Raw genomic sequence first — 21,804 nt, 5'->3', positions numbered from 1 at the left:
CAAATGCAGCTACAGTTATAATCAGCACATATAACTTAGGGCCAGACCAAAATGAACAAAGATAAAACAAATACAACACCGCAATATCGCAGCGAACAGGACAGTATGGGTGAAGTGCAAATACCCGCCGACGCCCTTTACGGCCCGCAAACCCAGCGCGCTATCAACAATTTCACCCTCAGCGATTTACGCCTGCCCCGTAGCTTTATACGCGCTTTGGGTCTGGTAAAAAAAGCCTGCGCCGCCGCCAATAGCGAGCTAGGGCTGCTAGATGAAACCATGGCCAAGGCCATACAGCAGGCCGCCAGTGAAGTAGCCAAGGGCAAGCATGACTCGGCTTTTGCGGTGGATGTTTTCCAAACCGGCTCTGGCACCAGCAGCAATATGAACGCCAATGAGGTCATCGCTAAACTGGCCAGTGCCAAACTCAAACTAGCGGTGCATCCTAACAACCACGTTAATATGGGGCAAAGCTCCAATGATGTTATCCCCACCTGTATACACGTAAGCGCCAGCCTGGCCATAGCCGAACAATTGTTACCCAACCTCGCCCACCTTATGCTCACCTTGGAGCAAAAAGGCCAGCGCCATGCCGATACGGTAAAAACCGGCCGCACCCATTTAATGGATGCCATGCCCATTACCCTTAAACAAGAGCTGGATGGCTGGGCCGCACAACTGCAACACAATGCTGCCCGCATAGGCCACAACCTGCACGACTTACAACACCTAGCCATAGGCGGTACCGCCGTAGGCAGCGGCATTAATACCCACCCCCAATTTGGCAAAGAGGTGGCCGAGCAACTGCAGTTATTGAGCGGCCAGGCTTTCACTATTAGCGATGATTATTTTGCTGTTATCAGCAGCCAAGATAGCGCGGTTGCCATGAGTGGCGAATTAAAAACCTTGGCGGTAAGCCTGATGAAAATCAGTAATGATTTACGCTGGATGAATAGCGGCCCCTTAAGCGGCCTAGCGGAAATTACCCTACCCGAGTTACAACCCGGTAGCAGTATTATGCCCGGCAAAATCAACCCCGTGATACCTGAGGCCGTGGCCATGGCCTGCGCACAAGTCATTGGTAACGACAGCACCATAACAGTCGCTGGGCAATCAGGTAATTTTCAGCTTAATGTTATGCTGCCGGTTATTGCCTATAACCTACTGCAAAGCATAGAACTATTAAGCAACGCCATGCGCGCCCTAGCCGATCAAGCCGTTAGCGGTTTTAATGTTAACCATGAAAAGCTCAGTGCCAACTTAAGCAGCAACCCCATACTGGTAACCGCACTGAATGAAAAAATTGGTTACGACTTAGGTGCCGCTATAGCCAAACGGGCCTATCAAGAACAACGACCCGTGATTGATGTCGCCGAAGAAATGACCGACTATAGCCGCGAAGTGCTCAGCCAGTTACTAGACCCTAAAAAACTGACCTGCGCCAAAAAATAAACCTTTCACCAATCCGAGCAACCAGCCAATGAGTCAGTCGTATTTTCTGGCGGGCGTGTACCGTGGCCAGATCGCGCAACGCTATGGTATGACCACCGCCATAGACAAAACGCCGCTAACCAGCCCTGTGCATTTAAGCCTTACCGGCCTGACCGGTGATGAATGCGCCGACCAACGCCACCATGGCGGCCCTGAACGCGCCCTGCACCACTACCCCGCCGAGCACTACGCCTACTGGCGTGAACAATACGGCAGCAATCACGATTGGCAAGCGCCGGGCATGGGCGAAAACCTCAGTACCACCGGTATGACCGAACACAGCGTTTTTTTAGGCGACCGCTACCAATGGGGTGATGCCATTATTGAAGTTAGCCAACCGCGCTCACCCTGTTATAAATTAAACCAGCGCTGGGGCATTAAAAACTTTGCTCACACTATGCAAACCATCAGCCGCTGCGGCTGGTTATACCGGGTAATACAGACCGGCCTAGTCAGCCCACAACAGCCCCTCACTTTAATAGAGCGCCCCGCTAACGCCATGAGCCTGCAACAGGTCTGTGATATTTTTTTTGGTGACCCACTCAATACAGCACAATTGCAAAAACTGGCTCAACAAAGCCGTTTATCGGCTAGCTGGATGAGCAAAGTGCAGCAGCGCTTAGCCACTAACGAAGTGGAGAATTGGAATTTTCGCCTACTGGGGCATGGGTAGTTTTATTATCGCAATTCGATACCCACTTTTGCGGGCATGGCGATTAGGAAATTCTTCCGGACAGCAGCGGGTCTGCGCCGCCGATACAAAGATCAAAACTGACAAAGATCAAAGCAGCCATCCGCGCGAAGACTAATGGCTGCCTACATAGTGAAGGTAGATAGTAAAGGTAGAGCTAGGTATAAACTGAGGCCAGGCCCACTATCCAAGCAGATCAGTAAGCCTCAGCGCCTCAATACTAATACTTAAAAATTGACTCTAAGCCCTAGCTCAACAGAGCGCCCGGCCTCGGGTGCCGACTCGCGCAAAAAGCTAACACTGGAGCGTATTTCTTCATCGCTTAGGTTTTTCAGCTTCACAAATACTAAATACTCCTGTGCGCCGCCTTCGTTAAAGCGGTAACTGGCTCCGGCATCCCAACGGGTGTAACCGGGCGTTGCCTCCTCAAAGTCGCCGGGGCGGCTCTGCTTGGCAGCATCTATCAGCGCGACATAGGCACCGAAAGGCCCAGTACTAAAATCCAAGCGGCTACCTAAACGCCGTGGTGGCATACGGGGCACATCGGCAGAGTTGTTAAGCTCGCCACGTATGGTGTCGCCAAAAAAGCTGAGGTCGAAATCGCCACCCAGGGCAGCACCCAAGGCAAAGCTCAACTCAAACTCCAGGCCGGTAAAACTGGCATCTTGCTGCCTGTAGGCAAAGATGGCGGTTTCGTCCTGCTCGGCGCCGGTATTAGCGAGGTAAATATAATCGCTAAAGTCATTGTAATAGGCGGTAATAAAGCCCTCTATAGCATCATTTTGGTAACTCAGTGATAGCTCGGCATTATTGGCCTGCTCGGTGTCTAACTGCTCATTACCCAGCTCTATAACGCCAGATGCGGCGTGGGTAATATAGTCACCTAAACTAGCCCCTGTGTTGGAGTACAGCTCCTCAGTCACCGGTGCACGCTCCGAGCTAGATAAAGCCAAGCCCAGTTGCCAGTTATCATCCAGTTGCCACAAGGCTGAGCTGGACAAGCTCCAGCTGGTAAAACGCTGCTCGTCCACCGATTGTGGCTTATAGCGGTCGCTATCTACTCTGGCTCCCAGCTCATAGACCACATCACCGTAGTGGTAGTCCTCCACTATGAATAGGCCATAGCGGCTAATTTCAGTTTCCGGAATAAAGGCCTCTTCGCCCAAGGCCGAAAAGTCAGACTGCTGCAGCTGCAGGCCCACCGCGCCGTGCCAACCGGCTATCTCGCGGTGTACTAGCTCTATGCGCCCTTCCCAGGCCTCATTACTAAAATGGGTACCTACTGCTTTGCTACCGGTTTCAGTATCCACCTCAATTTCATCGTGGGCGTAGTCGCTGTAGCTTAGCGCCCAGCGCAGGCTTTCCAGCACATGCTCGGCTGAGCTATGGTGAGGCAGCCAAGCGCCGCGCAGATCGTAGCGTGTTTGCTCTATATCCAGGCGTATGGCCTCGGTTTCAGCCTCTTCCTCGTGCTCGTCGTGCTCGTGCTCGTCGTGATCATCATGCTCGCCGTGCTCCTCATGGTGGCCATGAGCCCCCGGAGGCAGGCCATACTCATTACTAGTACGGCTCACTGCCAGGCCTACAAATCCCTGCTCAAAGCTATAGCTGCCGCCCAAGGTGTAGCTGTCCAGCTCACTATCGGAGTTAGCAATAAAACCCTTATTGGCCAGCTCGTGCTCATCGGGCTGGGCAGCGGCATGGCCGGGGATTTCCATAGCATTGCTGCTGCGTGCCACACCGCTGAGGTGAAAGGCCAGCTGCTCACCGCCGCCTTCCAATTTCAGCACGGCGGTATTCTCATCATTCACAGAGCCATGTCTTAGCTCTAAGGCGCCACTAAACTGCTCTGGGGGCTTTTCCGGGATGCGGCCGTCTATCACATTAATCACCCCGCCTATGGCTCCGCCGCCATAGAGTAAGGTAGCTGGACCGCGCAATACCTCTATAGATTGTGCCAGCACAGGCTCTACGCTCACCGCATGGTCGGCGCTGCTATTTGAGGCATCGCCACTGCCGGTACCATTTTGTAATACAGTAACCCGCGCGCCCTGCTGGCCGCGTATTACCGGCTGCCCTACTGAGGGGCCAAAGGAGGCATTGGCCAAGCCCGGCATACTGCCCAAGGTTTCACCCAAATTACTGGTGGCCTGCTCACGCAGTTGCTCACCACTGATAACCGTAACGGGTAAGGCGGTTTGCGCCTCAGATTTATGTAGGGGGGTAGTTACTAGCACATGCTCCATTTCACGGGCTTGAGCAGCAACGGGTTCATAAAAACCACACAGCACTAGGGCTGGCAGCATCAAATGCTTTTGCATGATGTTTCCTTATCGCTTTAGGGGCCAATTACTTGGCATTGAGAGTGGTTAAACTATCAAGCAGCGTAAGGAGGTGCGCGTATGCCGCCACCATGGCGGTGTAGCAGCTGTACTAAAGAAAGAGGTTTTAAAGATGCAGGCTGAAAAGGCGCTAAGGCCAGCGGTAGGGCTATACCGCTATCCACCGCCGTAGCAGTGGTCGCGTGCAAACAAATAACACAGTCTAGCTCAACAACACCGCTTTTATGGCTGTGCTCGCCGTCCGCAAAAGCGGCCAGCAAGATTAGCAGCGATAAAGTGCAAGCTTTTAAAAACAGTGTGGGTTTCACAGTAACGTTTCTATACCTAAGTTGCGGCGAGCTTAGCAAATAAACCCTAGGCTAAACAGCCCTAAGCCTTAGTTAATATGTTGCTATTATCAGGGCGGCCGCGACGAAAAACACAACAGCGGTTTAACCCAGCGCTAATGACCGCTATCATAACCAAAAGTTTCATAAAACTACTTAAAAACTTTCATACCTAAAACGCCAATCTTTGGCTAGTACTATTTTGAGATTAAGCCCCTATGACCGCACCACTAGATTGCATCAAAATTGAACCCCGCCTACCCGCTCAAGCCAGCATTATTTGGCTGCATGGTTTAGGGGCCGACGGCAACGACTTTGCCCCTATAGTGCCCGAGCTACAACTGCCCGAAGAGCTGGCAATACGTTTTATTTTCCCCAACGCCCCCGCCATACCGGTGACTATCAACAATGGCTATGTCATGCCCGCCTGGTATGACATTTTAGAAATGAATATAGATCGCAAAGTCGACAGCCAACAATTGCGCGCCTCGGCCCAATCCATACAAGCACTGGTGCAGCAAGAAATAGCCAACGGCATAGCCAGCGACCGCATTATTCTGGCGGGCTTCTCGCAAGGTGGCGCAGTATGTTATGAAGCCGCCCTCAGCTTTGGGCAGCCCTTAGCTGGCCTACTAGCCCTTTCCACCTATTTTGCCACCGCCGACGACATAGCCATCAACCCCATACACAAAAACTTGCCCATACAGATTTTTCACGGCAGCCGCGATAGCGTAGTGCCTGAACAGCTGGGCCAAAAAGCGCAGCAACACTTACAAAGCCTAGGCTTTAACAGCCAGTACCAAAGCTTTGGCATGGATCATGAAGTGTGCTACGAGGAAATTAAAGCCATATCAAACTGGATAAAAAGTTGCTTGCAAAATTAAATTTAATAAACGCTTAAACAACTATTATTTTTAACCAGTAAATAACTTAAAAAAACAACGAATCTAACTTGACGAATCCCCCCTTACTGCATTAACTTGCAGTAAGGCTTTTAAAAAGATAAGAAAGCTAGTAAACAAGATAAAAAAGCTTTCCTATCTAATTAACAATTAATATTTGTGTAACAAGCCTTTGCAATAATTTTGATTAAACCTTGCAAAGCAGTACAGAAAATTATTGAACAAAGTTTTGGGGAAAAACCAAAACAAACAGCAAATATATTTTTTGAGCTTCGCCGCTCACAGTAACAACTGCGCCGCTTTTATACCAATACTTAAAAAGTAAAGCACGCAAAAAAGACATCTACACGTTGGCAGTTTTTTATTTGCTTACGGGTAATAGCGACGGCCGCTATCCCGCAGCAATGTGTTAAACCCAAACGGAGAGTGTCCACTATGGCGAAAAAAAATCACGCAAGACGCAGCCCTCATACTAACGACAGCGATTGCAGACGCAGTCACAAACGCTCCCGCGCATCAAGGCGTGACCACCCTCAAAGCGCCGAAATTTTAGAGCTCAACACCCGCCACCTAGAAACCGCCTACAGCCCACAACGTGTCAAATTACCTCTACAAGCCAAAACTCCTGCCCAAAAACGCTATATCAACGCCATTAAAAATAATTGCCTCACCTTCGGCACCGGCCCTGCAGGCACAGGAAAAAGCTATTGCGCCGCGGCACTGGCCGCAGAAGCTTTAGAAAGCGGAACCATAGAGCGCATCATACTAACCCGCCCCGCTGTTGAGGCTGGTGAACAGCTTGGGTTTTTACCGGGCGCGGTAGACGATAAATTTGCCGTTTACATCGAGGCCTTCAGAGACATACTCAACGAGCGCCTAGGTGCAGGCGCAGTAGATTACGGCCTTAGGCATGGCCGCATAGTCGCCGCACCACTGGCTTATATGCGCGGTAAAACCTTTAATCAAAAAACCTTTGTTATTTTAGATGAGGCCCAAAATACAACCCCGGCACAAATGAAAATGTTTTTAACCCGCATAGGAGAGGAGTGTAAGGTAGTCATTAATGGCGACATATTGCAAAGCGATATACGCGGCGCCAATGGTTTAGCCGATGCCATTAAGCGGGTTGAGGGTTTAAACAGTGTTTATGTACATCGTTTTGAGCGCGCTGATATAGTCCGCAGTGGTTTAGTACGCGAACTCATAGACCGCTATGAAAACTAAATAGCACTAACCTCGCACTGGCCATTGCCATTTCGGCGGCAACGTCGAAATGGCTCCCCCTGATAAAGTATTTAATTACTCACCGCTTTAGTGTTTGTGAGCTATTATAAGAACTAAGTGCCGCTTAAATAATCAAAAACTCAGCGGCCCCATAATTTTAATAGTTTATTGATACTAAGGTGACTATGGAAAAAGTTAAACGTGTTTTTATACGACCAAATAGCAGCTTAAACCTACTCTCCCACCGCGAAATCGACGGCCTTACCAACCCCGACAATCAAATACACGCCCTGTTTAAGCAATGCGCACTGGCGGTTTTAAATACCGGTGTAGAAGAGGACGATGCTTCGGTACTCAACCAAGACTATAATGACTTTGCTATACGTGTTATTCCCGAATCCAGGGGCATAAAACTAGAAATAGAAAATGCGCCTGCTAATGCCTTTGTTAATGGCAGAATGATTAACGGCATACAAGACCACCTGTTTTCAGTGCTGCGCGATATAGTTTATACCCACCACAAAATCACCAGCGGCGGCCGCTTTGATTTTAACAGTGACGCAGGCATTACCGACGCGGTATTTCGTATTTTACGCAATGCCGGTGTGGTAAAACCCAACCGCAGCCCTAATTTAATAGTGTGCTGGGGCGGCCACGCCATACAGCGCAATGAGTACGACTACACCAAAGATGTAGGCTACCACTTAGGCTTACGCGGTTTTGATATCGCTACCGGCTGTGGTGTAGGCGCAATGAAAGGCCCCATGAAAGGCGCCGTTATCGGCCATGGTAAACAGCAAATACGCAACGGTCGTTACCTGGGCATTACCGAGCCGGGCATTATTGCCTCTGAATCCCCAAACCCCACCGTTAATGAATTAGTCGTACTACCCGACATAGAAAAACGGCTAGAAGCATTTGTGCGACTATCCCATGGCATAATTGTTTTCCCCGGCGGGGCCGGTACCGCCGAAGAAGTTTTGTTTTTATTGGGCCTGCTGATGCACCCTGATAATCACAACATCCCTATGCCTTTAATTTTTACCGCCCCACAAGAAAGCGCCGAGTATTTTAGCAACCTCGATAATTTTATTGCCCAAACACTGGGTAAACAGGCCCAACGCTTTTATCAAATAGTGATAGGTGATCCAGAAAAAGTAGCCACGCTTTGCCAGCAAGGTATGGAGAAAGTACACAAACACCGCCGCCAAACCAATGAGTCTTACGCCTACAACTGGATGCTAACCATACCCCATGAAATGCAACAACCCTTTGACCCCACCCACGATAGTATGCGCAGCTTAAAACTGGATAGAACACAGCCCCCGCACCTGTTAGCAGCCGAACTGCGCCGCGCTTTTTCAGGCATAGTGGCGGGCAATGTTAAAGCCAGCGGCATAGAACGCGTAAAAGCACTAGGCCCGTTTCAACTCACCGGCGATGAAACCTTGATACAAGCACTGGACGAATTACTGGGGAATTTTATCAAACAAGGCAGAATGAAAATTAAGGGGGCTTATAAGCCTTGTTTTAAACTGTAAAAAGTCACTAGTTGTTAGACTACAGTCTCTAGCTTTAAAGCTAGGGGCTAACATCTAGCGACTAATGACTGCTATTCCCTATGATCCCCAAACATATTCGACAGCGCCTCTTTCTCTGCCAGGCTCACCGATAGCTCAGGTTTGCGCTCTAGCACTTCGTGGGCGACTTGGTTGCGGCCTTGTTCTTTGGCTTGGTACAGGCAGCGATCGGCGCGCTCTACAAACTGCTGGGCGCTAATAGCGCCTTGCTTAGCCTCGTATAAAGCCACCCCTAGGCTGGCGGTAAGGCCTATGTCCTGGCCATCGACCATTACGGGGATAAGGGCAATAGTCTCTCGAATACGCTCAGCCACCTGTAAGGCGGTAACTAAATCGATAGAGGGTAAGATAACCCCAAACTCTTCACCGCCATAGCGGCAAGGGGTATCTAATTGGCGGGTGGTTTTGGATAAAATCTGGGCCGTGCTAATCAAGGCTTGGTTGCCCGCTTCGTGACCCCAGTTATCATTGACCTTTTTGAAGTGATCTAGATCCACCATAATCAAAGCGGTTGCTTGCTGGCTACGGCGGGTGCGCTCCATTTCCTGCTCCAGCACATCGCTAAAGTGCCGAAAATTATACAACCCCGTCAGGCTATCGGTGCGCACTTGTTTTTGTAGCCCCTGCACCTCGTGGCGCAGAGTAAGCACCTCATCAATAATGGGGCAACTGGGCTCATTAACCGGGCACTGCGGGTTAACTTGATCGGTCACAGAGTGATCCTATAGAACTATTAATAGCTCACAATATAAATTTAAGCTGGGTGGATATCCACCCCTTAGGATTATTTTTATACAAATACGGGCTGCGGCCAAAGTTTACTGTATAGGCTCGTCTACCTCAGGCATAGGGCGGCGATTAGACAGGCGCATTAAGCCACGTATTAACCTATACATCACCCACAAGCCGGTCCCCCAAAAAACAATGATGCCCAAGGGAATACCGATTAAGGTAAACAACAGCGCAACAGCAATGGCAAACCACAGCAAGGCATACCAAAAGGTGCGTATCTGCCAGCCAAAGTGTGACTCTAAATAAGTCCCTCGCACCTCATCCTGCTTGGCATAATTTAAAATCACTGCAATCAAAGAAGGCCAACCGGTTAAAAAGGCCGTCACGATTAAGGTAGGCGTCATCAAGCCATTAATAGCGCTAAAAAGATGCAGGCAATAAATAATATAGGTAATCGTCACCAGGTTACTATTGGGCGTTATGTTATTCATTGCGCATACTCCAGGCTAGGCAACACTAAGGGTTAATAGCAATTAGCTCTACATCAAAGATTAATGTAGAGCCTGGGGGGATTTTACCCGCACCACGGTTGCCATAGGCTAACTCACTGGGGATAAACAAGCGTTTCTTTTCGCCTACCACCATGGTTTGCAAGCCTTCGGTCCAGCCTTTAATAACCTGATTTAAACCAAAGGTGATACTCTGGCCACGCTCTACCGAGCTATCAAACACCACGCCGTTAATCATGCTGCCATGATAATGTACCTCTACCCTATCGCTAGCGCTGGGGCGCGTAGTGCCGGTACCTGCCTGTAATAATAAATACTGCAAACCTGAGTCAGTAGTCTGTACCCCTTCAGCCTGGGCATTGGCAGCTAAAAAATCTTTACCTAGTTGAATATTTTGCTGAGCTGCTTGGCTATTGCCAGCAAACATTTTATAGACAGCAAATAGTAATAATAAAACAGCAATAATAATGACAATTTTAAACACGGCAGTTCCTAAATAAGGCTAATAATCAAATAAGGGCGAACTGTAACGACTTAAAGACCGTATTGCCAGATGCTATAAGCCAAGCCTGCAGCTATGATGACCACAACGCCAGCCCACAGCCAATACTTGGGCTGCGCCGCCTGCTCTTGCAACTGCTGCTGGCGCTGATCAATTTCACTTAAGTCTAAAGTCTGGCTGGGGGTTTTGCTCTCGCGCTGTACCCGCTCTATATCGGCTTGGGTAATCGCTGAGCGCACCATGGTCACATCCATATCACTGGCGGGCTTGGTCGCTACCGGCGAGTGCACAACAAAATCTAAAAAAGCAAAGCTTACCGTCTCGCCGCCGCTTAGGCTGTATTCATTGGCCCGCTCACCGTTTACAAAACAACCATTGGATGAGCCCAGATCTTTTAGCTGTAAAGTATCGCCCACTACTGTTAGCTCGGCATGCTCCCTAGAAAGATGTTTAAAGGGGATAAATAAATTAACTTCTTTAGAGCGTCCCAAAATGCTCTTATCGGTAATTAAAAAAGGTCTATCCTTTAATTTTGGGTGTTCAGCAACCAGCGTCCAGACCTTGGTTTTTTGCGGTGCAGGCTGTTGTTTAGCAGGCGCGGTAAGCTTAGCACTCTGTTTTTTGGGATCTATGATTAATAAACGCTCACCCCCTATACGTATTTCATCGCCTTCTTGCAGGGTTTGCGGCTCGGTTAGCTGGCGGCTATTAACATAGCAAACACAGTCTTGCTGCGGGGTGAGGGTAATTAGCTCATCACTCATGGCGATATGCGCATGGATAGCGTTGATGCCCAAGCCCGCTAAGGGCACATTGCAGCGGCTGTCACTACCCAAGCTAAGCTGCTCGCCCACCAGCCAGTAGCTACGGCTAGGATTATCTTTAAATTGTAGCTTTAACATAGCAAGATTTTATCTCTTATCGTTGTTATTTGATCCCGCAGAGGATGGCCAAAATTTACCCCACAATCTACATAAGCTATTCATTTTTCAGCTCTTTTCTTAAAAGTGAGACATATGCACCTTTGAAATATAGTGCCAAACGCCAGCAAGGTCTACAATGTTGTGTTGGCGCACTTCACTTTTAACCCCTATGCAACGATAAAAAGAACAACACATGCTAGCCACTTGGTCTTATCCCCCAAACATCATAGCCTTTAATATAAACAGCAGCGTTTTAATGGGGAGCTGTTAATGGCAATACCTGGTTACAGGATACTACGTAAAATACGCCAGGGAGGCATGTCCACCGTTTATTTAGCGGTACAAAAAAGCGTCGATAGAGAAGTGGCCATCAAAGTGATGTCGCCCAGCCTCAATAACGACCCCAGTTTTGGCAGCCGTTTTTATCGCGAAGCAAAAATAGTCGGCAAGCTATCACACCCCAATATTATTTCTATTTACGATGTAGGCAGTTACAAGCACTACAACTACATCGCCATGGACTACCTGCCCGGCGCGCCCTTGCAGGACACGCTTAAAAGCAAAGGTGTAAGCCCGCAACAGGCGGTTACTATCGTGCGTGAAATGGCCGCCGCCCTGCACTACGCCCACCAACAGGGTTTTATCCACCGCGACATTAAGCCCGATAATATTTTATTTAGAGAAGATGGCTCATCGGTACTCTGTGATTTTGGCATCGCCAAATCCACCAAAACCAATATGAATATGACCAATATAGGTTCGGTGCTAGGTACCCCGCACTATATGAGCCCCGAACAAGCTCAGGGCAAAAATATCGATGGTCGCTCTGACCTATACAGCTTAGGCATAGTATTTTTTGAAATGCTCACCGGCCACCCGCCGTTTACCAGCGAAGACCCTATAGCCGTTGCCGTTAAACATATGACCAGCCCAGTCCCCAAATTGCCGGGGGCTTTAAAAATATTCCAGCCCATTATCAACCGCATGCTGGCGAAAAAACCGGCGGCGCGCTATCAAAACGGCAAAGAAATTATCGATGCTTTGGATGCACTACAGCCCAAACTCAATCGCACCCACTACACCCAACACACCCAACACTCCACTTTGCAGGTATTAAATTTAGTACAGGCTTTGTTCTCGGCCCTGACCACCGCTGCCAGCTTAAGCTTTCAACGCCTACTACTCAGCCGCAAGCAATTTAGCCCCAGCACAGTGCAGTTAGACCAGCAGGAACTGGAACAAATTGATGACTTTATTTTAAAAAATAAAGAGTCCGCCATACGCAGCCGCATCATCACCAAACCCATTAGTAAAATAAACCGCGCTTGGTTTTATATACCCGCCCTATTGGCTGCCACCATTATGGGCGGCTTTATTTATTTAAATGATTACCAGCCCGAAACCCTACACGACTACGCGCAACGTCTGGACAATTTGCAGCACTCACTACAAAAACCGGCCATAACACTGCCGCAACTGCCAGCCAACCAGCCAGCCCCTGCCATCGTCTCAGAAAGCATAGTGCGCGACAAAGCGCCCGAGCAATATATCACCGCCAAAAAATACCCATTAACCATTAAAACCGAACCCCAACAGGCAAAGGTAAGAATACTCAATATCAAACCCGCCTATCGCGACGGTATAGAACTAGAGCAAGGTAAATATCATATAGAAGTAAGCGCCGAGGATTATCACAGCCAGGAGTTTTGGGTCAGTATTAGTAAACAGGGTTTAACCGAAAGCGTACGCCTAGAGCCCACTCGCCGCCTGCTACCGGCGGGCAGCATTATTAAAGACAGCTTAAGCGACGGCAGCCCAGCGCCCACCATGGTGGTGATACCCAAAGGCCAGCTGACTATAAAGGGCCAGCCAGCTTACACACTCACCGTAGATAAGCCCTTGGCTATGAGCAGTACCGAAGTTACTTTTAGCGACTACGATAAATTCACCGCCGCAACCGGCCAGCAGCCCGCTAAAGATTATCAATGGGGACGCGGCAGGCGCCCCGTAGTAGGTGTTAGCTGGCAAGATGCACAAGATTACGCGCACTGGCTAAGCGAAGAAACCGGCCAGCACTATCGTCTACCCAAGCAACAAGAATGGGAATACGCCCACCGCGCCAATAGCACATCGGCCTACTGGTGGGGCGAAAAAGCCAAACGCGGCGCCGCCAACTGTCGCCGCGGTTGCAACAGCGAGTGGAGCAAACTATTCAGCTCCTCCACCGCCCCCGTTGCCAGCTACCCAGCCAATCCTTATGGACTTTATGATACTGCCGGCAATGTCGCTGAATGGCTGGCCGACTGCGCCGAACGCGATAAGACTTCGCAGCGCTGCCTACTAGCCCTTACCGCCGGCGGCTCACACGATAGCAGCTTGAAGTATTTACAAAGCCATATGCGCAAAAAAACCGATGCCACAGTGCGTAGTGAGGCTATCGGTTTTAGGCTGGTGTTAGAGCTTTAGAGTCTCTAGTCTCTAGCGACTGCTACAAATTTTCTTTTAAATAGGCCAAGGCCACCTCGTGGTGGTTTTTGGTTTTAAACTTATCCAACACCGTCATTAAGCGACCGTCTTTACCTATAATAAAGCTGGTGCGTATTAAGCCCATAAATTCGCGGCCCATAAATTTTTTCATGCCCCAGCAGCCGTATTTTTCGGCAATGGCGTGGTCTTCATCAGACAACAAGGTGAAGTTTAGTTGTTTCTTTTCAATAAAGTTTTGCAATTTATTGACTGGGTCCGGGCTTACCCCCAGCACTACGGTATCTAAATCAGCAAACTCTTGTTGATAATCGCGTATGGCACAGGCCTGGGTGATACAGCCCGGAGTCATAGCCTTGGGGTAAAAATACAGTAAAACATTTTTTTTGCCCTTAAAGTCTTTTAAGCTCACTTTTTCGCCATCTTGGTTAAGCAGGCTAAATGCAGGAGCCATATTACCAATTTTAGGGTGCGTCATTTTATCTCCTTTGATCACTGCAAATATTAATAGGGGCAGCGGGTTAAACATGATTATTCGCTATCTTCGTCAAGCAGCTCTAAAGCGTTTAGCTCTTCTTCCGCTTGATTTAGCATTACGGTATCGGGCATTTTCTTTTTCACTTTGGCACCTAACTTTTCCAGCTTAGCGGTGCTGCCTACTAAATTACCTCGGCCCGTGCTCAGTTTATTGAGCGCACTGCGTTGTGATTCACTGGCTTTATCTAGGTGATAGGCAATTTTATTAATATCTTCAACAAAATTAACAAACTTATCGTGCATGGCACCGGCCTGGCGGGCGATCTCTTCGGCATATTTGTTTTGTCGTTCATAGCGCCAAATGCTTTGCACGGTACGCAGGGTGGCCAATAAGGTGGTAGGGCCGACTACGATAATGTTTTTTTCGTAGGCCTCGCTGTACATGGCCTGGTCGTGCTCAAAAGCCGCCATAAATGCAGCCTCTATGGGAATAAAAATAAACACAAAATCCAGGCTGCGTATGCTCTCCAGGTTTTGATAATTCTTTTGGCTTAGGCCTTGTATATGATTGCGCACAGACTGCACATGGGCCTTGAGCGCTAAGCCGCGCTCAAGCTCGTCCTCTGTTTTACAATAGCGCTCGTAATCTACCAGCGATACTTTTGAGTCTATGATAATGTCTTTGTTTTCAGGCAGGCGCACAATCACATCGGGGGCGCGACGGCCACCACCTTGGTCATTTAAACTCACTTGAGTATCGTATTCATGGCCTTTGCGCAGGCCAGACTCTTCCAATACCCGCTCTAAGATAACTTCGCCCCAATTGCCCTGGGTTTTATTATCACCTTTTAAGGCCTTGGTGAGATTGAGCGCATCCAAGCTCATTTTTTGGTTTAGCTCTTTAAGCTGACCCAGCTCTGCCGATAGCGATACTCTATCGCGGCTTTCTTTGTCGTAAACATCTTCAACTTTCTTTTTAAAGTCTACTAACTGCTCACGTAGTGGCTTAATAGTCGCATCGAGATTTTTTTGATTGGCAATATCAAAGCGCTGAGATTTTTCTTCAAATATACGGTTAGCTAAACTTTCAAACTCTTTGCTGAGCTGCTGCTTGGCATCGAGTAACAATTGCAGCTCTTTGTTGTGGCTTAGGGCTTTTTGCTCCAGCTCAGTTTTTAAAGATGACAGCTCTGCCTGTTTATTAGCCAACTGTTGTTGGGCCTGCTGTCGCTCTTGCTGCAGCTGCAGCACTTGGCTATGGAGTGAGTTTTGCTCTTTCTCTAGCGCCTCATGCTGGGCTGTTAGCCGAGTTAGCTGCTCTTTTAATAGCGCGCTGTCGGCATTAAGGCGTTGCTCAATTTCGACTTGCTGCTCAAACTGGCTATAGCGCAGGCGCGCCTTGGCAATTAAATAGCTGCTTATTGCACCTATTAATAAACCTAGGGCTAAAGCCGCCAGTAGCTGTAAGTCCATTAAACTCTCCGCATTGATATATGACTAAAGCACTATTGTATGCCTCCTATAGCTGGCAACCAACCGTTAAATTCACGGATTTAAGCTTGCGATTCAGCGCTAGGATTGATAATTTTACTAGCCTGTTTAGCAGACCTCTATAAGATCCTCAGCCTCCCTATGTTTGAAACCGACACATCTACACTGGATAAAAAAATTAGTGAACAGCTGCGCACTTTTTGTATGCAGGGCTATGAACTATACGATCAAGAGGACTATAAAACAGCTATTAGGCATTTTTACCAAGCCTGGGCCTTATTACCCAAGCCCCAAACCCAATGGCAGGAGGCGGGCTGGGTATTAACCGCACTGGGTGACAGCTATTTTAAAATAGGCAATTATACCAGTGGCATAGAGGCGCTAAAGTCTGCACTGCACTGCCCCGAAACCGAAAATAATCCCTTTATCCACCTACGCCTAGGCCAGTGCTATTACCAAAATCAGCAAATGGGTATGGCCACTATCTATTTGCAAAGCGCCTTTAAATTAGGCGGTGAAAAACCTTTTTATAAAGAAGACCGCTGTTATAGCGAACTGCTTAAAACTGAGCCGTTAAAAAGCGACTTACTTAAATCCACCAGCTAGCCTAAACTAACCCCATAACTGCTTATCCACCACCCAGCTCGGAGCGAACATGTTTCTAGAAGTAAAAAAGAACCCACAGGTCTATGTACAAAATAAAGATATGGACCAAATCAACCTGGCCCCGGTTACCAGTAACTTTCGCATTAATATGGCCTTGATAGCTGAAGTCTCTAGCTACTCACTGAAAGAGCCCAAGCAAAAGCGCACCCTTACTGGCCACGACTTTGAGCTGCCCATTAACACCCGCGTTATACACTTAGAGATGAGCTACACCCACTCTACTCATAAAACTATGCTGGACTCTACTCACCAGCATACGGTCAACGAGCGCTACTCTTATAAGCTGGTATTTCTACCTGAAGCGGAAGATGAGTTTTTGCGTATACGCAGCATTATTGATGGCCAGACCGTCGCCTAATAGCGGCCTGCGAACCGCTTAAGTTCGTCCATTACAAGGGCTGAATAGCCTAACGATGATAAAGCCCTTACCTAATGAGGGCTTTTTTATTGCCTGAGAAATCTCTAGTTGAAAGTGGGGTTACTAACCCCGATGGCTGAGCCGGATGCTGTCGCTACATGGTCTGGCCCCTCCGGGGTGCCCGTGTCCGCTACTGAGCCTTAAGGCGCTGCGCTGTCTCATCCGCTACCACGGCCAGCCCTTTTATATTTCGCGACAGCACCCGGCTCAACCCTCGTGCATCGTGCTAGCGTTTACTACTGTCGGTAAAAAATATGTACTTTGATGTACTACGATAGGCAGGTAATGACAGAAGGTTATTGCGCAATATAAAAGATGAGCGCTGAGTGAGCGCCTGAGACCGGCTGCTTTCCCCGCAGGGGAGGCGGGCTCAGGCGGGAGTGACGGTAGCCCGGAGGGCCGCCATCATGGAGCAATGACCTTGTGCCATTGCCGGGTTTAAAACTTCTCACTATGCATGCCAACGGGCAAACTTTTTTGAGGGGGGAAAGCTTAGGGCAGCACAGTGGTTTACTAAACCCGATGGCTGAGCCGGATGCCGCCGCTACATGGTCTGGCCCCTCCGGGGTGCCCGTGTCCGCTACTGAGCCTTAAGGCGCTACGCTGTCTCATCCGCTACCCCGGCCAGCCCTCTTATATTTCGCGACAGCACCCGCCTCAGCCCTCTGCCATCGTGCGAATTCTGACCTTGTAGTTAAGAAAACTATACTCTAATACCATGCGATAGGCAGGTAATGGCAGAAGGTTATTGCGGAATATAAAAGATGAGCGCTGAGTGAGCGACTGAGACCGGCTGCTTTCCCCGCAGGGGAGGCCGGGCTCAGGCGGGAGTGAAGGCAGCCTGGAAGGCCGCCATCATGGAGCAATGACCTTGTGCCATTGCCGAGTTAAAAAACTCTAGCCATGCCAACAGGTAAGATTCTTTTTTGCCAAGAATAGCTTAAGCCACACAATAGTTTATTAACGCCGACGGCTGAGCCGGATGCTGTCGCTACATGGTCTGGCCCCTCCGGGGTACCCGCGTCCGCTACTGAGCCTTAAGGCGCTACGCTGTCTCATCCGCTACCACGGCCAGCCCTTTTATATTTCGCGACAGCACCCGGCTCACCCCTCGGGCATCGTGCTAATTTTTAGTTTTGCTGATTAAGAAAACTGTACTTTGATGTTACTGCGATAGGCAGGTAATGGCAGAAGGTTATTGCGGAATATAAAAGATGAGCGCTGAGTGAGCGACTGAGACCGGCTGCTTTCCCCGCAGGGGAGACGGGCTCAGGCGGGAGTGAAGGCAGCCCCCACCTGCAGAACAGCGCCGCCATCATGGAGCAATGACCTTGTGCCATTGCCTGATTAAAAACCTTTAATAGACTAAGCCTTGGGAATTAACCGCTCTATACTAGAAGAACGCACGGGATACACACCACTCTGCCTATCCACAAAGTACTCCCGCAATAACTCAGTCACCACCGGAAAGGCCAGCTCATCCCAAGGGATTTGCTCCTCGCTAAACAAAGCTACCTCGCTGCTTTCAGCGCCAGGCTCATAATGCCCATCCTGCAGCTCACCGCGATAAAACACATACACCTGACTGATATGAGGCAAATCAAACAAGCGATAAAACGCCGGATTAATCACCGTAGCCCCCGCTTCTTCCAGGCTTTCGCGCAAGGCCCCCTGCAAACTGGTCTCTTGGTTTTCCATAAAACCGGCAGGCAAGGTCCAATAGCCCTTGCGGGGCTCTATGGCGCGCTTACACAACAGCACCTTGCCCTCATATAAGGGCAAAGTGCCGACTATCACTTTAGGGTTTTGATAATGAATATGCTCACAGGAGGAGCATACATAGCGGCGACGGTTGTCGCCCGCGGGGATAAGCTGCTCTACGGGTTCGCCACATAGGCTGCAAAATTTCATAGCGCACCTAAAAACAAAGGATTAATCACAGCGGACTCTCGAGTAAGGCTTAACGGGTAGTGCTTAGCGGCTTGCGCTTAGCGTATGGTGCCGTATTTACCCGCGTGAAATACCAAAGGTTCTTCGTTGCGGCTGTATTCCATCTCTAAAACCTCACCCACTAAAATCACATGATCGCCACCGGGGTACCTGGCCCAAATCTTACACTCCAAGCTGCTCACCGCGCCACGCAGTATAGGCGAACCGGTTTTACCTATGCGGTAATGATCATCTAACAAGGTATGTTGGTTGCGTCTGGCGTAATAATTGGATAACTCGCGCTGCGACTCTGATAGCACATTGATGGTGTAGTGGTCAGCCTTCTCAAAAGCGGCGTAGCAATCAGACGTATTTTGCAAACTCCACAACACTAATGAGGGCTCTAAGGATACAGCAGCAAATGAATTAACCGTCATGCCAAAAGGCTCAAAACCTTCGGGGTGGGCAGTCACTACACATACGCCAGTCGCAAAACTGCCCAAAGCATCGCGAAACTCACGTAAATCTAAACTCATAATAATTCCTTAATAGCACTACTCGGGGTAGTGGTGATAACTGACTTTAATAGTCGGGTATTATAGCGGCAAAGCCCGCCCTAATGCGAAGGGAATATTTAGCCTTAGCCCGGTAACGTTAGCTGCAATTAGCGGTTTTTCACGGCGGTAGTGATCAATTAGCCTCTTAAACGGTGAATTTACTGCCAGCGCTTAGCGGCTTCACCGTCACTTTCGCGGGCATCTACCCATTGCGCGCCCTGCTCGGTTTGTTCTTTTTTCCAAAACGGCGCCTGGGTTTTGAGAAAATCCATAATAAATTCACAGGCCTGAAAAGCCTCACCGCGGTGCTTACTGCTCACCGCCACCAACACAATTTGCTCGCCGGGCTGCAACAGCCCCACCCTGTGGATAACGGTAGCAGCCAGCAACTGCCAACGCTGCTTAGCTTGGCTAACAATGTCGCTAATCGCCTTTTCGGTCATGCCGGGGTAATGCTCTAGCTCCATACTGGCCACGGCCTGGCCATGGTTAACATCGCGCACCGTGCCCACAAAATTTACCACTGCGCCGGTTTGCAAACTGTGCTGGCGCAGCAGCGCCAACTCGCTGCTCACATCAAAATCGGCGGTTTGCACCCGCACCTCAAATGCCATGCTAGCCCCCTGTTACCGGCGGGAAAAACGCCACTTCGTCGCCATCGACTACGGGCTGATCATCATCCGCCACAGTTTGATTTACCGCCTGCACGCTGTTAGGCGCATTTAACACCGCCTGCCAGCTGTCGCCATTTTCAGTGATTAGCCACTGCTTAAACTCAGCTAAACTCATGTTATGGGGCATGGTCACGGCCACTTCTGGCAGCCCCAGAGCCTCTCTATAAGAGGCAAAAAATAATACTTTAACCACGACTACCCTCTACGACTGATTCCGCCCGCCAATGGCCGGACTTGCCACCCAGCTTTTCTAAAATCTGTATATCACCGATGACCATGGTTTTATCCACTGCTTTACACATATCGTAAATGGTGAGTGCCGCTACCGAGGCGGCTGTTAGCGCCTCCATCTCCACACCGGTTTGGCCTGCCAACTTGCAAACACTTTGAATAATCACCCGGTTATTAGCTTCATCGGCCTGCAAATCCACCTTAATAGAAGTAAGCATCAAGGGATGGCATAGCGGGATTAAATTGGCGCACTGCTTGGCCGCCTGCACACCGGCAATTTTAGCCACGGTGAATACATCGCCTTTTTTATGGCCGCCCTCGATAATCAGCTTAAGAGTGGCGGGTTGCATAGTCACTGTGGCCTCGGCCACGGCGACGCGCTCAGTTACCGCCTTGGCAGTCACATCGACCATTTCGGCTTGGCCGGACTCGTTAAGATGGGTAAGTTTGCTCATGGTTAACAGCACCGTTATGGGTAAGCCTTCAAGTTTACCAGTAATAGGCTAAGGATTAATCCTTACTTTTAAACCAATCACAAAAGCGAGCACACACACCAAAGCGGCAGCGACAAAGGTGTATTGCTGGCTAATATCCCAAGCCCAGCCACTAAGCACGGCTCCCAGAGCACCGCCAGCACCAAAGCTAACCCCGCTATACAGGGCCATGCCCTGCCCCTGGTGGCCACCACTAAAGCAGCGCCGCACCATCTCTACGGCAAAAGCATGAAAGCTGCCAAAGGAGGCGGCGTGCAAACACTGGGCAATAATCAAACAGGCGGTATTGTCGGCCCAATAGGCAATTAGCAACCACCGCAGCGCCGATAAGGCTATGCTGCCCAGCATAATATGCCTAAGGCTAAAGCGGTGCAGCAGCCTATACATCACAATAAAAAGCAGTACTTCGGCTAACACACCTAGGGACCACATCATGCCTATAAAGCTATTTTTGTAGCCTTTGCCCTCTAAAAACAGGCTAAAAAACGTGTAGTAAGGGCCGTGGGATAACTGCTGTAAAAAACAGCACACTAAAAACGCCAATACTGCTGGTTGCTTAATAATGCTGAGCAAGGGCTGCGCGCTTTGCGGTGCTTGCTGGGGTTGCGTGGGGGCGGCCACTAGCAAGCTGCTAAACCAAATAGCCAGCAGCAAGGCCATTAATACCCAAGGTAAATAATTGACGCTGTAAATATCAAAGCCCCAACCCAGCCCAGCCACCGCCGCAATAAACCCCAGCGACCCCCACACTCTTATTTGGCTGTAGCGCTCAGTTTCACCGCTGAGGTGATCTAGGGTAATAACTTCAAACTGCGCCAGTATGGCATTCCAAAAAAAACTAAAGCTCGCCACTACCAAGGCGAGGTTTAAAAAACTCTGCTCAAGAAAAATAAAGGCAAAACACAGGCAGGCTAAAAATGCCCCCAGCCTAACGGCGCTAATCGGCTTACGCTGGTGGCGGCACAACCAACCCCACAAGTTAGGGGCAAAGATTTTGGTGCCCATAATAATACCCGCCAAATAGCCGATATCGGTGGCGTTAAAATTATGAGCTTGCAGGTATAAGGGCCAGAACGGCAGCCAAGCGCCTAATAAGGCAAAGTAAAAACAGTAAAACGACGATAGCCGCCAGTAAGGCACTGACGGCATAGCGGCGCTCAT

The 21,804-nt window shown here is 49.3% G+C and carries 22 protein-coding genes; 8 read left to right on the top strand and 14 right to left on the bottom strand.

Going from position 1 to position 21,804, the window contains the following annotated elements; all coding sequences use genetic code 11:
• Nucleotides 1-51 precede the first annotated feature (51 nt).
• The gene (locus NO559_RS07375) at nt 52-1,452 is read left to right on the top strand and encodes an aspartate ammonia-lyase (protein ID WP_258331171.1); all 1,401 of its coding nucleotides are present in this window, start codon (nt 52-54) and stop codon (nt 1,450-1,452) included.
• A gap of 28 nt (nt 1,453-1,480) precedes the next feature.
• Nucleotides 1,481-2,164, top strand: a complete 684-nt coding sequence (locus NO559_RS07370) for an MOSC domain-containing protein (protein WP_258331170.1) — start codon at nt 1,481-1,483, stop codon at nt 2,162-2,164.
• 245 nt (nt 2,165-2,409) lie between these two features.
• Here NO559_RS07370 and NO559_RS07365 read toward each other — a convergent pair whose 3' ends face one another.
• The gene (locus tag NO559_RS07365) at nt 2,410-4,503 is read right to left on the bottom strand and encodes a TonB-dependent receptor (RefSeq protein WP_258331169.1); all 2,094 of its coding nucleotides are present in this window, start codon (nt 4,501-4,503) and stop codon (nt 2,410-2,412) included.
• A gap of 56 nt (nt 4,504-4,559) precedes the next feature.
• Entirely contained in the window at nt 4,560-4,832 is a 273-nt protein-coding gene (locus tag NO559_RS07360) for a hypothetical protein (protein ID WP_258331168.1), read from the bottom strand.
• Between the two features lie 236 nt (nt 4,833-5,068).
• Here NO559_RS07360 and NO559_RS07355 point away from each other — a divergent pair, with 236 nt between their 5' ends.
• From NO559_RS07355 to ppnN, 3 genes are all read left to right on the top strand, one after another.
• Nucleotides 5,069-5,734, top strand: a complete 666-nt coding sequence (locus NO559_RS07355; protein ID WP_258331167.1) for an alpha/beta hydrolase — start codon at nt 5,069-5,071, stop codon at nt 5,732-5,734.
• A gap of 453 nt (nt 5,735-6,187) precedes the next feature.
• On the top strand, nt 6,188-6,976 hold the full coding sequence (locus tag NO559_RS07350) for a PhoH family protein (protein ID WP_258331166.1): 789 nt from the start codon (nt 6,188-6,190) through the stop codon (nt 6,974-6,976).
• Between the two features lie 185 nt (nt 6,977-7,161).
• Nucleotides 7,162-8,517 (top strand): nucleotide 5'-monophosphate nucleosidase PpnN, encoded by a 1,356-nt coding sequence (ppnN, locus tag NO559_RS07345; protein WP_258331165.1) that lies wholly within the window; start codon nt 7,162-7,164, stop codon nt 8,515-8,517.
• A 71-nt stretch (nt 8,518-8,588) separates the two neighbouring features.
• Here the strand turns inward: ppnN and NO559_RS07340 are convergent, their stop codons facing one another.
• The 4 genes from NO559_RS07340 to NO559_RS07325 form a co-directional block, all read right to left on the bottom strand.
• On the bottom strand, nt 8,589-9,269 hold the full coding sequence (locus NO559_RS07340; RefSeq protein WP_258331164.1) for a GGDEF domain-containing protein: 681 nt from the start codon (nt 9,267-9,269) through the stop codon (nt 8,589-8,591).
• Between the two features lie 105 nt (nt 9,270-9,374).
• On the bottom strand, nt 9,375-9,779 hold the full coding sequence (locus NO559_RS07335) for a hypothetical protein (protein ID WP_258331163.1): 405 nt from the start codon (nt 9,777-9,779) through the stop codon (nt 9,375-9,377).
• Between the two features lie 25 nt (nt 9,780-9,804).
• Entirely contained in the window at nt 9,805-10,281 is a 477-nt protein-coding gene (locus NO559_RS07330; protein WP_258331162.1) for an FKBP-type peptidyl-prolyl cis-trans isomerase, read from the bottom strand.
• A 50-nt stretch (nt 10,282-10,331) separates the two neighbouring features.
• On the bottom strand, nt 10,332-11,201 hold the full coding sequence (locus tag NO559_RS07325; protein WP_258331161.1) for an FHA domain-containing protein: 870 nt from the start codon (nt 11,199-11,201) through the stop codon (nt 10,332-10,334).
• Nucleotides 11,202-11,492: 291 nt separating this feature from the next.
• Between NO559_RS07325 and NO559_RS07320 the strand changes: the two genes are divergently transcribed.
• Nucleotides 11,493-13,688, top strand: coding sequence for a bifunctional serine/threonine-protein kinase/formylglycine-generating enzyme family protein (locus tag NO559_RS07320; protein WP_258331160.1), 2,196 nt, complete (start codon nt 11,493-11,495; stop codon nt 13,686-13,688).
• Nucleotides 13,689-13,710: 22 nt separating this feature from the next.
• On the opposite strand, the gene bcp is transcribed toward NO559_RS07320, so the two are convergent.
• On the bottom strand, nt 13,711-14,184 hold the full coding sequence (gene bcp, locus NO559_RS07315; protein ID WP_258331159.1) for a thioredoxin-dependent thiol peroxidase: 474 nt from the start codon (nt 14,182-14,184) through the stop codon (nt 13,711-13,713).
• A 53-nt stretch (nt 14,185-14,237) separates the two neighbouring features.
• Nucleotides 14,238-15,656, bottom strand: a complete 1,419-nt coding sequence (gene rmuC, locus NO559_RS07310) for a DNA recombination protein RmuC (protein ID WP_258331158.1) — start codon at nt 15,654-15,656, stop codon at nt 14,238-14,240.
• Between the two features lie 159 nt (nt 15,657-15,815).
• On the opposite strand from rmuC, the gene NO559_RS07305 reads away from it, so the two are divergent.
• Together NO559_RS07305 and NO559_RS07300 are read left to right on the top strand one after the other, a co-directional pair.
• The gene (locus NO559_RS07305; RefSeq protein WP_258331157.1) at nt 15,816-16,280 is read left to right on the top strand and encodes a M48 family metallopeptidase; all 465 of its coding nucleotides are present in this window, start codon (nt 15,816-15,818) and stop codon (nt 16,278-16,280) included.
• Between the two features lie 49 nt (nt 16,281-16,329).
• Nucleotides 16,330-16,698, top strand: coding sequence for a hypothetical protein (locus NO559_RS07300; protein WP_258331156.1), 369 nt, complete (start codon nt 16,330-16,332; stop codon nt 16,696-16,698).
• Nucleotides 16,699-18,123: 1,425 nt separating this feature from the next.
• Here the strand turns inward: NO559_RS07300 and NO559_RS07295 are convergent.
• The 6 genes from NO559_RS07295 to NO559_RS07270 all read right to left on the bottom strand — a co-directional run bounded on the left by NO559_RS07295 (nt 18,124) and on the right by NO559_RS07270 (nt 21,804).
• Nucleotides 18,124-18,669, bottom strand: coding sequence for an NUDIX hydrolase (locus NO559_RS07295; protein WP_258331155.1), 546 nt, complete (start codon nt 18,667-18,669; stop codon nt 18,124-18,126).
• A 77-nt stretch (nt 18,670-18,746) separates the two neighbouring features.
• Complete coding sequence (locus NO559_RS07290) at nt 18,747-19,223, bottom strand: flavin reductase family protein (protein ID WP_258331154.1); 477 nt, start codon at nt 19,221-19,223, stop codon at nt 18,747-18,749.
• Between the two features lie 179 nt (nt 19,224-19,402).
• On the bottom strand, nt 19,403-19,858 hold the full coding sequence (gene moaE, locus NO559_RS07285) for a molybdopterin synthase catalytic subunit MoaE (protein WP_258331153.1): 456 nt from the start codon (nt 19,856-19,858) through the stop codon (nt 19,403-19,405).
• Nucleotide 19,859: 1 nt separating this feature from the next.
• On the bottom strand, nt 19,860-20,111 hold the full coding sequence (gene moaD, locus NO559_RS07280; protein ID WP_258331152.1) for a molybdopterin converting factor subunit 1: 252 nt from the start codon (nt 20,109-20,111) through the stop codon (nt 19,860-19,862).
• Nucleotides 20,104-20,604 carry a cyclic pyranopterin monophosphate synthase MoaC gene (moaC, locus tag NO559_RS07275; protein ID WP_258331151.1) on the bottom strand — a complete coding sequence of 167 codons (501 nt, stop codon included), beginning with the start codon at nt 20,602-20,604 and terminating at the stop codon, nt 20,104-20,106. Before moaC ends, moaD begins: the two co-directional genes overlap by 8 nt.
• A gap of 48 nt (nt 20,605-20,652) precedes the next feature.
• On the bottom strand, nt 20,653-21,804 hold the full coding sequence (locus tag NO559_RS07270; RefSeq protein WP_258331150.1) for an MFS transporter: 1,152 nt from the start codon (nt 21,802-21,804) through the stop codon (nt 20,653-20,655).

It is taken from the genome of Dasania sp. GY-MA-18 (assembly GCF_024734385.1).
In the GTDB taxonomy this organism is placed as follows: domain Bacteria; phylum Pseudomonadota; class Gammaproteobacteria; order Pseudomonadales; family Dasaniaceae; genus Dasania; species Dasania phycosphaerae.
The sequence above is the reverse complement of the archived record's forward strand: the minus strand, read 5'-3'. Positions and strand labels throughout refer to the sequence as shown.